This is a genomic window from Amycolatopsis sp. NPDC041971 (assembly GCF_055588925.1).
Map to the genome: position 1 here is coordinate 148,315 of NZ_JBVJCE010000001.1, position 12,476 is coordinate 160,790.

At 68.1% G+C, this 12,476-nt stretch carries 12 protein-coding genes and 1 tRNA gene; 4 read left to right on the plus strand and 9 right to left on the minus strand.

The window, feature by feature from the left end; all coding sequences use genetic code 11:
- The first annotated feature begins 8 nt into the window (after positions 1 to 8).
- A tRNA-Pro gene (locus ACZ6DT_RS00725) sits at positions 9 to 82 on the plus strand.
- Positions 83 to 428: 346 nt separating this feature from the next.
- On the opposite strand, the gene ACZ6DT_RS00730 is transcribed toward ACZ6DT_RS00725, so the two are convergent.
- Positions 429 to 1,121 carry a methyltransferase domain-containing protein gene (locus ACZ6DT_RS00730; protein WP_465586670.1) on the minus strand — a complete coding sequence of 231 codons (693 nt, stop codon included), beginning with the start codon at positions 1,119 to 1,121 and terminating at the stop codon, positions 429 to 431.
- A 39-nt stretch (positions 1,122 to 1,160) separates the two neighbouring features.
- Between ACZ6DT_RS00730 and ACZ6DT_RS00735 the strand changes: the two genes are divergently transcribed.
- Complete coding sequence (locus ACZ6DT_RS00735; RefSeq protein WP_465586672.1) at positions 1,161 to 3,005, plus strand: S9 family peptidase; 1,845 nt, start codon at positions 1,161 to 1,163, stop codon at positions 3,003 to 3,005.
- A 69-nt stretch (positions 3,006 to 3,074) separates the two neighbouring features.
- Here the strand turns inward: ACZ6DT_RS00735 and ACZ6DT_RS00740 are convergent, their stop codons facing one another.
- The 5 genes from ACZ6DT_RS00740 to ACZ6DT_RS00760 form a co-directional block, all read right to left on the minus strand.
- On the minus strand, positions 3,075 to 3,191 hold the full coding sequence (locus ACZ6DT_RS00740) for a tautomerase family protein (protein ID WP_465586674.1): 117 nt from the start codon (positions 3,189 to 3,191) through the stop codon (positions 3,075 to 3,077).
- Between the two features lie 78 nt (positions 3,192 to 3,269).
- Positions 3,270 to 3,896: a TIGR03085 family metal-binding protein gene (locus ACZ6DT_RS00745; RefSeq protein ID WP_465588745.1), complete on the minus strand. Its 627-nt coding sequence runs from the start codon at positions 3,894 to 3,896 to the stop codon at positions 3,270 to 3,272.
- A 235-nt stretch (positions 3,897 to 4,131) separates the two neighbouring features.
- The gene (locus ACZ6DT_RS00750; RefSeq protein WP_465586677.1) at positions 4,132 to 4,608 is read right to left on the minus strand and encodes a Dps family protein; all 477 of its coding nucleotides are present in this window, start codon (positions 4,606 to 4,608) and stop codon (positions 4,132 to 4,134) included.
- Between the two features lie 58 nt (positions 4,609 to 4,666).
- A complete protein-coding gene (locus tag ACZ6DT_RS00755) occupies positions 4,667 to 5,089 on the minus strand; it encodes an organic hydroperoxide resistance protein (protein ID WP_465586679.1) in 423 nt (140 codons plus the stop codon).
- Positions 5,090 to 5,228: 139 nt separating this feature from the next.
- On the minus strand, positions 5,229 to 5,804 hold the full coding sequence (locus ACZ6DT_RS00760; RefSeq protein ID WP_465586682.1) for an NADPH-dependent FMN reductase: 576 nt from the start codon (positions 5,802 to 5,804) through the stop codon (positions 5,229 to 5,231).
- 148 nt (positions 5,805 to 5,952) lie between these two features.
- On the opposite strand from ACZ6DT_RS00760, the gene ACZ6DT_RS00765 reads away from it, so the two are divergent.
- On the plus strand, positions 5,953 to 6,999 hold the full coding sequence (locus ACZ6DT_RS00765) for an alpha/beta hydrolase (RefSeq protein ID WP_465586684.1): 1,047 nt from the start codon (positions 5,953 to 5,955) through the stop codon (positions 6,997 to 6,999).
- A 553-nt stretch (positions 7,000 to 7,552) separates the two neighbouring features.
- Here the strand turns inward: ACZ6DT_RS00765 and ACZ6DT_RS00770 are convergent.
- Positions 7,553 to 8,995, minus strand: coding sequence for a catalase (locus ACZ6DT_RS00770; protein WP_465586687.1), 1,443 nt, complete (start codon positions 8,993 to 8,995; stop codon positions 7,553 to 7,555).
- Between the two features lie 201 nt (positions 8,996 to 9,196).
- On the opposite strand from ACZ6DT_RS00770, the gene ACZ6DT_RS00775 reads away from it, so the two are divergent.
- Complete coding sequence (locus ACZ6DT_RS00775) at positions 9,197 to 10,339, plus strand: MFS transporter (protein WP_465586689.1); 1,143 nt, start codon at positions 9,197 to 9,199, stop codon at positions 10,337 to 10,339.
- A 72-nt stretch (positions 10,340 to 10,411) separates the two neighbouring features.
- Here the strand turns inward: ACZ6DT_RS00775 and ACZ6DT_RS00780 are convergent, their stop codons facing one another.
- Positions 10,412 to 10,783 (minus strand): hypothetical protein, encoded by a 372-nt coding sequence (locus tag ACZ6DT_RS00780; protein WP_465586692.1) that lies wholly within the window; start codon positions 10,781 to 10,783, stop codon positions 10,412 to 10,414.
- A gap of 62 nt (positions 10,784 to 10,845) precedes the next feature.
- Complete coding sequence (locus ACZ6DT_RS00785) at positions 10,846 to 12,036, minus strand: RtcB family protein (RefSeq protein WP_465586695.1); 1,191 nt, start codon at positions 12,034 to 12,036, stop codon at positions 10,846 to 10,848.
- Between the last annotated feature and the right edge of the window lie 440 nt (positions 12,037 to 12,476).

A 12,476-nucleotide genomic window follows, 5' to 3' on the forward strand; every position in this document is an offset into this window, starting at 1 on the left:
GAAGTATCCGGGGTGTGGCGCAGCTTGGTAGCGTGCCTCGTTCGGGTCGAGGAGGTCGTGGGTTCGAATCCCGCCACCCCGACGTTGGATCAAGAAGGCCTGTTCACCTAACACGTGAACAGGCCTTCTTGCGTTGCAGGGTTCGACTGTCTTGGCCTACCCCCGCGCTCTTGGCCTACCCCGCCGCTGCGAAAAACCCTCCGGGCAGCCCCCGCCACTCCCGGGGGGGCGACCCCGGATCCAGCGTATCGGCAAGGGGTGTCGGGATTGGGTGAAAGAGGGAGTGGCGGGGTTGGTTGTCCACAACGGTGGGTGGGTGTGGACAACCGAAGGCCGCCGAGCCAAGGGTTCCCAATGCCTCATTCGAGACGCTGAGTGTCCCCAATGCGGCATTGGGGACACCAGAGAGCGAGGCCGCAAAAAAGGCCTCAGCGGATGGCGAGGAGTTCGGTCCAGCATTGCGCGAAATCCCCATCGCCGGAGCGCGCCCAGGACCAGGCCGAGCGGGCGGCCGAAGCGAGTTGGTCGCGGTCCGGGGTCGTCGCGGTTTCCAGCGCCGTCACCAGACGCTGCTCCACGTACGTCGCCAGCGCCCGATATGTCGTGTCCGTGCGGTAACGGGTTTTCATTCGCACGTCGGTGAAACCGGCGGCCGTGACCGCGGCGGGCAACGAGCGTCCGGCGAACGGGTCACCGCCGGCGCGGCGGCACAACAGATAGTGCCCGCGGAGGGCGGCATCGACGTTCGCCGTCTTCGGCCGCAGCCGCGCACGACTCCAGTCCGATGTGGACAGTGCGAGTGCTCCGCCGGGTTTGAGGACACGCCGGATCTCCGCCAGCGCGGCACCCGGCTCTCGCAGCTGCTCGAAGACGGCATGCGCGAAGGCCACATCCACCGAAGCATCGGCGAACGGCAACGCGCACGCGTCCCCCAGCAGAAAGTCCACTGTGGACTTTCTGTGCCCGTTTTCGATACCGAGGGTGATCGATCCGGGCCCGCAACCGACGTCGACGCACCCCATCCCCGGCCCGAACAGCGGTTGCGCGAACACGGCCCGATCGACCGCTTGGCGCGCGGACCGCGCGGACACCGCGGCGCGCGGCGCGTTTCCCTCCAGCACCCCGCACACAGTACGGCTCCGGAGTGGCAGGATCGAGGGGTGAGCACGCAGCCAGGCACTGAATATCCGTCCGCGGCGGTCCCGGACCGCCTGTTCGACGACGCCGAAGCCGAGACCAGGTGGCGGGCCCGCTTCCGCGCGCCGCGCATTTCGGTCCCCGAGTGGGCCGTCGACGCCCCCGACGCGAACATCTACGTCTCCAACGCCAGCGGCGTTTGGGAGGTCTATTCCTGGGACCGGTCGACCGGCGAGCACCGCCGCGTCACCGACCGGGCAAGCGGCACCATGCACGCCACGCCGTCCCCCGACGGCCACTGGATCTGGTGGTTCGACGACACCGACGGCGACGAATTCGGTTCCTGGGTCCGCGAACCGTTCGCGCCGGGGGCCGCCGCCGAGCGCGCGGTGCCGGACGTCCACGACGGCTATCCCGCCGGGCTCGAGATCGGCACCAAGGTGGTCGCCGTCGGCGTCTCGACCGACGACGGCAGCGAACTCTTCGCCCATATCGACGGCAAGACCACCGGCTTCTACAAGCACGAGGACGACGCGGGGATCGCCTCGCTGTCCCGAGACGAGTCGCTGCTCGCGATCTCCCACTCCGAGCACGGTGATTCACGACACCCCGCCCTGCGCGTCCTGTCGACCGACGGCTTCACCACGGTCGCCGACAAGTGGGACGGCGAAGGCAAGGGTCTCGGCGCGCTCGAGTTCTCGCCGGTCGCGGGCGATCAGCGGTTGCTCGTGCTGCACGAGCGGCGCGGCCGCGAAGAACTCCTGATCTGGGACACCGCCGCGGACACCGAGCGGGAGATCGAGCTCGACCTGCCCGGCGAAGTGGTCGCGGGCTGGTATCCGGACGCGCGGGCGCTGCTGGTCGTCCACTTTCACCAGGGCCGCAGTTCCCTTCACCGGTACGACCTCGCCGGCGACGAATTGTCCTTTTTGGACACACCGCCGGGCAGGATCGGCGGCGCCGGCGTGCGGCCGGACGGCACCGTCGAGTACTCGTGGTCCAGTGCCGCGCGGCCGACGGCGGTGCGCGCGCGGACGGCGGACGGCGCGGACTCGGTGCTCCTCGAACCGCCGGGCGAGCGGGCTCCGGAATCCGCCCCGGTCACCGACGCGTTCGTCGAAGGGATCGGCGGGCAGATCCACGCGCTGGTCTCACGTCCGGCCGACGCGCCCGAAGGTCCGCTTCCGACGGTCTTCTCCCTGCACGGCGGGCCGCATTCGGCCGACGAGGACCGGTTTTCCGCGTACCGCGCCGTCTGGCTCGACGCGGGATTCGCCGTCGTCGAAGTCAATTACCGCGGCTCGACCGGCTACGGCTCGGCTTGGCGTGACGCCATCGAAGGACGTCCCGGTTTGACCGAGCTCGAAGACGTCGCCGCCGTGCACGACTGGGCGGTCCAAAGTGGACTCGCGGATCCGGCCAAATGCGTGGTGAACGGCGCTTCGTGGGGTGGTTACCTGAGCCTGCTGGCACTGGGCACCCAGCCGGCGCGCTGGGCGGCCGGGATCGCCGGGGTTCCCGTCGCGGACTACGTCGCCGCGTACGAGGACGAGATGGAGCAGCTCCGCTCCTTCGACAGGGCACTGTTCGGTGGTTCGCCGGAGACGGTGCCGGCGGTGTACCGGGAATGCTCGCCGATCACCTACGTCGAGGCCGTGACGGCGCCGGTGCTGGTGCTCGCCGGGGACAACGATCCGCGCTGCCCGATCCGGCAGGTCGAGAACTACCTCGACAGGCTCGCGAAACGGGAGATCCCGTTCGAGTTCTACCGGTTCGACGCGGGTCACGGGTCGCTGGTGATCGCCGAGACGATCAAACAGACCGCGATCGAGGTGTTCTTCGCGTTGCGGGCCGTCGGGCTTCGCTGAAGTGTCAGGAAAGGGTCGTTCAGGACAAAAGATGTCTTGAACGACCCTTTCCTGACATCCCCGGCGGGGTCAGCGCTCGGAGAAGAGAGTCCCGCCTGCCGCCCAGTGTTCGGCGGGAATCTCGTTGATCGTCACCCAGACGCCTTCGGGCTTGCCGCCGCAGGTGCGGACGAAGGCATCGGTCACCTCGCGTACGAGGGCCTGCTTCTGCTCGGCCGTGCGGCCGGGAACATCGAAACGCTGATCATCGGCATGGCCGGAACTCTAAAGGCCGCGGTCGTGCTTCCGGAGCCTGTCCACCGCGTAGGCGTCACCCTCGAAGGTGAGGCGGACGGCGTCGCGGCCGAAGACGAACAGCAGCAGCTCGATCGGCGCACCGATCACGGTCACCGTGTCCGGGCCTTCCTTCACACGCGCTTCGCGGCCTTCGGGGGTCTTCAGTAGGACGCCGACCGGTGATTTCCTCAGGTTCAGCTTCGAAGCCTGCTTCGCCGACTTCCACGCCGCCGCGTCCCGCGCGGGCTTGGCCGGACGGGGCTTCCAGCCTGGCTGACCTCGGCGGACGTCCTCGTGGTGCACCAGGAATTCCGGGCCGTTCACCACTTCGTCGAGCGCGCCGATCGACGTCGGCCAGAACCAGGCGGGGCCGGACCGGACCTTGCCGACGACCTCGGACCAGGGTCGCGCGGCGTAGGAGTCCTGCACCCGCCGCGTGTACGACGCCAGGGCCGGGACCAGGATGCCGGGCGCCGCGTCGGGCCGCCGCTCGCGGACCAGCAGATGCGCCGCGAGATCCCGCGTCTTCCACCCCGCGCACAGGGTCGGCGCGTCCGGGCCGACCTCTTCGAAAAGCTCGCTCAACGCACGACGTTCGTCTCCGGCGACTCCCATAGCCCCCGACGTTACGCGCCGGTAGAGCAAGGGGAAATCCGGCGTGACGCAGGGCACCCGGCTCAGTGATGGAACGCGGGCCGTGCTCGGCAGGCGGCGGAGGTCGTGCGTGAAACCGTTGCGCACCAGCGGCTCCCAGCTCGCTGACCCGGACATGCGAGGAAAGGTCCTTTCCTCGCGAAATTCACGAGGAAAGGACCTTTCACGGCGCTCGGTGAGGGTGTGAGAGAGCGGGTCAGGCCTGCTGCGCCTGCCACATCCAGTGCGCCTTTTCGAGCTCCTGGGTGATCGCGATGAGCAGGTCCTGGGTGACCAGGTCGCTCTTGTCGGTCTCGTCGATGCGCTTGCGCAACCGCTCGATCAGCGCGGTGAGGATGTCGACGATCGCGGCGACCGTGGACTCGACGGACTGCCAGTTGTCGGGGTAGGCCGGCAGACCGGAGCTCTCCACGACGGCCTTCGCCTGGCCGTTCGGCGAGACGCCGATGGCGTTGGCGCGCTCGGCGACCTCGTCGACGTACTGGCGCGCGGTGGCGACCAGCTCGTCAAGCTGCAGGTGCGCGCTGCGGAAATTGGCGCCGACGACGTTCCAGTGGGCCTGCTTCGCGATCAGCGACAGATCCACCAGATCGACCAGGGTGGCCTGCAAGGCGTTACCGGTGATCTCCTTGTCGGCTTCGCTCAGCGGACTCTTGATCGGAGACTTGCCCATATTCGGGTCTTCCTTTCAGAAACTAGCCGGTTCGGGAATGGACCTGCCGCGAACGGGATCAGACCGTCGCGGACAGCGCGACCTCGATGTTTCCGCGGGTCGCGTTCGAGTAGGGGCACACCTGATGTGCCTGCTCGAGAAGCTGATCGGCCTGCGCCTGCTCCAGACCTGGCAGCGAAACCTTGAGCGCCACGCCGAGGCCGAAGCCCACGTCCTGCTTGAGCACGCTGACCTCGGCGGTCACGGTGGAGCCGTCCAGCGTCACCTTCGCCTGGCGCGCGACGAGCTGCAACGCGGAGTGGAAACAGGCGGAATAGCCGGCGGCGAAGAGCTGCTCGGGGTTGGTCTTGTCCCCGCCCGGTCCGCCCATCTCCTTCGGGATCGCCAACGACTCGTCGATGACGCCGTCAGAGGACGTGACCTCACCGTTGCGGCCGTCGCCGCGAGCGGTGGCCACAGCGGTGTACAGAGCCTCAGCCATTCTTCGCCTACCTCCTGGTCTCAAGACACGCCCCGTTGAGCGTCTCTTCGGGGTCAACGTCCCGCAACCGCGAAACCTTGCCATCCCATGGCAGGCATCACGTCCGGGAACTACCCGGACGATGACGGAGGAAAACCGGCTAGTGACCGGCGCGACTCAGCGCGAACTCGGCGACCTGGGTTCCGATCAAGCGAAGGGTGCGGACGCTCTTCTCGTCCGAGGCGCCGCCCGCCTCGTCGAACTTGGTCTCCGCGGTATTGATCGAACCACCCAAAGGGGTGGCCCAGCCGCGCAGCGCGTGCGTGATCGTGCGCAGCTGCTCCAGCGTGGTTACCGCTGCCTGCCAGCCGAACGCGACGGCGGCGAGGCCGACCGCACGGCCGTCGAGGTATGGGCGGGCGTCGTCGCGCAGGTCCTCGACGTAGTCCAGGGCGTTCTTGACCAGGCCGGACAACGCGCCGTGGTAGCCGGGCGAGACGACGATGATCCCGTCGGCGCGGCGGATCGCCTCGACCAGGCGCACGGCCCCTTCGTGTCGTTCGTCCAACGCGGTGTCGTAGAACGGCAGCACCAGCTCGGGCCCGGAGATCAGTTCGGTGGTGACTCCCGCTTCGGCCGCGCTGCCCAGCGCGATGCGCAGCGCGCGCTCGGATTGCGAACCCTCCCGCAGGGAGCCGCCGATACCGAGGACATGAACCGCGTTCGTCGAAGTCACGCTTCCGAGGCTAACCCCTCTACTTAAGTGGAGAACCAGGATCTGGACCGGAGTCCTGCGTCACACCCGTTCGCCGCAACGGCTCCGGTTCCCGCTGGACGGCATACCTACTCGAAAGTAACCTGACCGGAAGCCCCCAGGAGGAAGTATGGCGATACCGCTCCAGATCCGTGCCGAGGCCGCGTTTTCGCAGCTGGCGTTCTGGCTCCCGAAGCCGGTCAGAAGGGCCATCGCCGGACCGCCGCTCCGCCTCGACGGCCAGGAACTCGCGTTGGACGCCCAGCTTCTGCTGCGCCTGCAGAAGCTGGCGAAGGCGTCACTGGTGCGGGGAAGCGTCGAAGAGTCGCGCAGCATGCTCCTGGCGAGCAGGCATCTGGTGAGCGGACAGACGATCGAGCCGGTCGCCGCCCGGGAACTGCTCATCCCCACGGGTGACGGCGACGTGCCCGCGACGCTCTACACGCCGGCCGGGCTGCCGGATCCGTCCGGGCTGCTGGTGTTCTTCCACGGCGGCGGCTGGGTGGTCGGCAGCCGCGCCTCCCACGACAACACCGTCCGCTACCTGGCGAAGCAGGCGGGCGTGCGGGTGCTTTCGGTGGGATACCGGCTCGCGCCGGAGACGCGGTTCCCCGGCGCCACCGAAGACGCGATCGCCGCGTTCGAGTACGCCTTCGCGAAGGCACGTGACCTGGGCGCCGACCCGGCCCGCATCGCCGTCGGCGGTGACAGCGCGGGCGGAAACCTCGCGGCGGTGACGGCGCAGCAGGCGGTGAAACGCGGCGGCGGGATCCCGGCGTTCCAGCTGCTGTTCTATCCGGCGACCGATTTCACCGTGCGCCGCCGCTCCCGGGAATTGTTCGCGGAGGACCTGTTCCTCACCGATTCGGATATGACCTGGTTCGAAGGACATTACGTACCGAAGGGCACCGATCTGTACAACCCGAAACTGTCGCCGCTGCACGGCGACGTTTCCGGATTGCCGCCCGCGTATATCGCGACGGCCGGTTTCGACCCACTGCGTGACGAGGGCGAGGCGTACGCGGAGAAATTGCGGAAGGCCGGGGTCCCGGTGGCGCTCAGCCGCCAGCCGGACCTGATCCACGGGTACATCAACTTCCTCGGCGTCGGACGGCGGTTCCGTGAGGCGACGGCCGAAGCGGCGGGCGCCCTGCGACTGGGCCTCGCGCCGAAGTGAAAGTCCGGGCCCGAGTGAGGAGAAATGTCCCCACTCGGGCTCCGGCCCCCATAGTGCGGCCCGCCGCCCTGCACGGCGGAACCTGACGACTCCCGGTCTCCTCTGGGGCGTTCGACCGGCAGCGGCGGCAGCTGACGGGCCTTGGCCGCCGGGTCGGCCGGCGGCCTGCCGGACTCGGCGGAGACCCCTCCAGACCTGACAAGATAAATCGATACCCGCCGTATCGGCCGGACACCACCCGATCACCGTTCAGGACAATTTTCCAACCCTTACGTGCCGGATTCATTTCCGGGTGATAACCCCGCAAATGATTAACCTCGAGATCCGGCGCCTCCCCCTGAAGATCCCCCTTTTCGACCATTCTATGACCACCTGTGACCGATCGACACGGTAATGCGATCCGTTCACCCACAGCGGCGTAACCGGTGGTCGTTCGGCTTCATCACTCTGTTGGACAGTCGTGTCGCACTGCGAGTCGGGACATGGGAACGCCCCCGACGCGCGCACCGGGGGCGTTCTGTGGTGGGAGCAGCCTCTCTGGAGGAAAGGTCCTTTACTCGCGGAAGGCTTCCGCGACCTTGTCGCCGAGGTCCTTGTCGACGTTCCGCCAGTACTCGAAGACCCGCTCGAGCACCGGACGCGAGACGTCGTTCGAGGCGTGTCCGATGATGTTGTTCGCGAGCCGCGCACGCTGCTCGTCGTCCATCACCTCGCGGACGAGCGTGCCCGGCTGGCCGAAGTCGTCGTCCTCGGCGTGGAGCTTGTACGCCGACCGGATGACCTCGTCCTCGACGCCGTAGCCCGACGCGGTCTCGGAAGCGATCGCCGCGTTCGCGTGCGGGCCGCCGTAGGAGTTCGGCGCGTACACCGGGTCGCCCGGGTTGCGGTAGCGCATCGCGCCGTCACGCGAGTAGCTGTTGACCGGCGACTTCGGCGTGTTGACCGGCAGTTGCGTGTAGTTCGCGCCGATCCGGTAGCGGTGGGCGTCCGGGTACGCGAACAGGCGGCCCTGCAGCATCTTGTCCGGCGACGGACCGATGCCCGGCACCAGGTTCGACGGCTCGAACGCGGCCTGCTCGATCTCCGCGAAGTAGTTCGCCGGATTGCGGTCGAGCACCCAGCGGCCGACCTTGATCAGCGGATAGTCGCCCTTCGGCCACACCTTGGTCAGGTCGAACGGGTTGAAGCGGTAGTCCGCCGCTTCGGCGTACGGCATCACCTGGACGTACAGCGTCCAGCTGGGGTGGTTGCCCTGCTTGATGTTCTTGAACAGGTCGCGGATGTAGTAGTCCGAGTCCTCGCCGGCGATGCGGTCGGCGTCGGCCTGCGCCAGGTAGCCGATGCCCTGGTCGGTCTTGAAGTGGTACTTGACCCAGAACTTCTCGCCGCCCGCGTTCTCCCACAGGTAGGTGTGCGAGCCGAAGCCGTCCATCTCGCGCCAGTTCGACGGGATGCCGCGGTCGCCCATCAGCCAGGTGACCTGGTGCGCCGACTCGGGGCGCAGCGTCCAGAAGTCCCACTGGATGTCGTGGTCGCGCAGGTGGTTGTCGGCGCGGCGCTTCTGCGAGTGGATGAAGTCGGGGAACTTGATCGGGTCGCGGATGAAGAACACCGGGGTGTTGTTGCCGACGAGGTCGTAGTTGCCTTCGGAGGTGTAGAACTTCACCGCGAAGCCGCGCGGGTCGCGCCACGTGTCGGGCGAGCCGTTCTCGCCGGCGACCGACGAGAAGCGGGCCAGGCTCTCGGTGCGCACGCCGGGCTGGAACAGGGCGGCCTTGGTGAACTGGCTGACGTCTTCGGTGACCTCCAGGAACCCGTGTGCGCCGCCGCCCTTGGCGTGCACGACGCGTTCCGGCACGCGCTCCCGGTTGAACTGGGCGTTCTTCTCGATCAGGTAGTGGTCCTGGAGCAGGATCGGGCCGTTGGCTCCCACCGTCAGCGAGTCGTTGTCGCTCGCGACGGGGATGCCCACGTTGTTCGTGGTCGGCAAGGTCACGCAGTGCCTCCTGGTTCGTGGTGGGGCGGTCAGCTCCCTCCACCTTCTCGCCTAATCTGGAATCAGTCAAGAAACACTGCGGGTCGGGTGACCGGCACCGCGAAATAAAGTTGCACGCGCGTACTAAGTTACGTTCTCATCGGGCGTATGGCCCTCGCTCCGTACCGTCGTGTGTTAGCCGTGCCCGGGGTTCCCAGCTCGATGCTGTTGATGTTCCTGGCGCGGCTCCCGATGACGGCCATGGGCGTGACGATGACGCTGTACGTGGTCAACGACCTCGGCCGCGGCTACGGCGCGGCCGGATTGGTCGGTGCCGCCACCACGCTCGGCAGCGCGATCGGGGCACCACTCGTCGGCCGGTACGTCGACCGCTACGGGCTGCGGCCGGTGGTCGCGATCTGCGGGCTGGCCTCGACGACGTTCTGGATCGGCGCGCCGCATCTGCCGTATCAGGTGCTGCTGGTGGTCGCGCTCCCCGCGGGCGTGCTGTCGGTGCCCGCCGGAACGCTGGCGCGACTGGTGCTCACCGCACTAGTGCCGCTCGAGCAACGGCGGGCGGCCTACTCGCTGGACACGATCCTGGTGGAGGCGTCGTTCATGATCGGGCCGTCGGCCGGGATCATGGCGATCACGCAACTGCCCGCGGTCTACGCGCTCACCGGTATCGGAGTTTGCTTCGCGCTCTCGGCGACGCTGATCTACCGGCAGAACCCGCCGATCCGCGCCGAAGCCGACGCCGAGGTGTTCACCGGCGAGCGGCCGACCGTGCGGAGCTGGCTCACCGGCCGGCTCGTGATGGCGATGTTCATCGCCGCCGGCGCGCTGTTCTGCCTGGTCGGCATGGAACTCGCCGCCTTGGCGACGCTGCGCGCGAGCGGCGACATCGCCTGGTCCGGGTTGTTGATCACGCTGATGTGCGTCGCGTCCGTGCTCGGCGGCGCGATCCACGGCGCGGTCCGGCGGTCGCTTTCGCAGGGCACGCTGATGCTGTTGCTCGCGGTGCTCACCCTGCCGGTCGGGCTGATCGCCGAGCCGTGGTGGCTGCTGGCGATCGTGCTGTTCCCGAGCAACGTGCTGTGCGCGCCGACGCTCGCGGCGAGCACGGAGACGGTCAGCGCGGCGGCACCGCCGCGGGTACGCGGCGAGGCGATGGGCCTGCTGGACGCGGCCAGCCGGATCGGGCTGGCGGTCGGGAGCCCGATCATCGGGTTCGTGATCGACCATTCCAGCCCCGGCTGGGGATTCGCGGCTTCGGCGCTGGGCGCGCTGGCGATCGCTTCGGTCGGCCTGTTCTGGCGTCGGTCCCGCACCCCCGCCCGGGCGCCCGCGCTCACTTCCTCCTGATGCGTTTCGTCCTCTGAATGCGGTCGTTGCGCGCGCAACGACCGCGTTCAGAGGACGAAACGCGAGAGGGTGTCAGGCGCAGACCTTGCGGAGGGCGTCGACCCGGTCGAGGTTGCGCTTGGTCCAGTCCGCGACCTTGCCCGCGTCCTGGATGTTGTCCTTCTGGACCTGCAGGTACGAGTCGGCCATACCGGTGAGCGCGCCGGCCACGTTCTGCTCGCCGACGCTGTTCGCCAGCTCACGCAGGCGCTTTTCCTTGTCCGCGGCCCGCTCCTTGATGGTCGCCGGGTCCGGGTTGAGGTCGACGAGGCTGAGCGCCTCGGTGCACGCGCCGACCTTCGTCGCGGCCTTGTTCGTCTGATCGACCGCGTTCGTGACCTCGCTGCAGCCCGCCAGCGCGAGTCCGGCGGCCGCCAGGAGCGCCGTGATTCCCAACCTCTTCATGAGGACCACAGTAGCGAGAAACGTGGGTGGTATGTCGGGTTCCCCCGGCACACCACCCCGCTTCACCCCTTGACGCAGACGACCTGCTTCAGGTGCGCGACCACCTCGACGAGATCCGTCTGCGCCTTGATCACCGTTTCGATGTCCTTGTACGCGGCCGGGATCTCGTCCACCACGCCGGAGTCCTTGCGGCATTCCACGCCGGCGGTCTGCGCGGCGAGGTCTTCGGCGGTGAACAGCTTCTTGGCCTTGTTCCGCGACATCCGGCGGCCCGCGCCGTGCGACGCGGACTGGAAGGACGACGCGTTACCGAGACCGCGCACGATGTACGAACCGGTGCCCATGCTGCCCGGGATGATCCCGAGGTCACCCGAACCCGCGCGGATCGCGCCCTTGCGGGTCACCAGCAGATCGACGCCGTCGTAGGTCTCTTCCGCCACGTAATTGTGATGGCACGAGATCGCGTCGTCGAACGTCGTCTGCGGGACGACGTCCTTCAGCGCCTGCTTCACGAGCGCGACCATGGTGGCGCGGTTACGCGCCGCGTAGTCCTGCGCCCAGAACAGGTCCCGCCGGTACGCCCGCATCTCCGGCGTGCCCGCGACGAACACCGCGAGGTCCGGATCCGGCAGGTCCGCGTTGTGCGGCAGCTTCCGCGCGACGGCCATGTGCCGTTCCGCGAGTTCCTTGCCGATGTTGCGCGAACCCGAGTGCAGCATCAGCCACACGCGGCCTTCGTCCTCGCCGCCCTGTTCGAGGCAGACCTCGATGAAGTGGTTGCCGCCACCGAGGCTCCCGATCTGACGCGACGCGCGGTCGTGCAGGTCCTGGACGCCGGGATGCAGGTCGCCGAAGGATTTCCAGAACGCGTCCCAGCCACCGACACCGTGCACCTTCGCCGGGTTCACCGGCGTCTTGTGCAGGCCGAAGCCGACCGGGACGGCCGATTCGATCCGGCGGCGGAGCTTCAGCAGGTCGTCGGGCAGATCGACGGCGGTGAGCGAGGTCCGTACCGCGCTCATCCCGCAGCCGATGTCCACGCCGACGGCGGCCGGGGACACCGCGTCACGCATCGCGATCACGCTGCCGACGGTCGCGCCCTTGCCGTAGTGGACGTCGGGCATGACCGCGACGCCGTGCACCCACGGCAGGTTGGCGACGTTGTGCAGCTGCCGCATGGCTTGGTCCTCGACCGACGTGGGGTCGGCCCACATCCGGATCGGAACCCGCGAGCCTTCGACCGCCGTGTACATGACCTTTCCCTTCGTGGAAAACGTTTCGTCGCCCCTGAGCATGCACGGGCCGGACGAACCGGACAACGCAATTACCGCTTTCCACTGTGGACGTTCACGCGTTCGCGCCTGCCGATGTTCGTCACGAAGTGCTCGGCTCCCACGGGTGCTTCGCGCACGAGCGATCGGTGCCGAGGTCACGAAACCCTGACGCGCCCAGTACAGGAAGGGGCCTTCATGTACTTCACCTGACATCAGGCAAAGAAACGCCGCAGGTCACGCAGTAGGCACCTAAGAGCGGGCTCGCCACCGGGTGTGCCCGGAACCCTTCCCGCCCACATCACCCAGCACGACAGCAGGGCCACCCTGGGTCACCGGGGTCGGGGGGGGGGGGGGGGGGGGGGGGGGGGGGGGGAGAAGGAGAAGCAAAACACGCAACGAACACACACAGAAAGCAACGA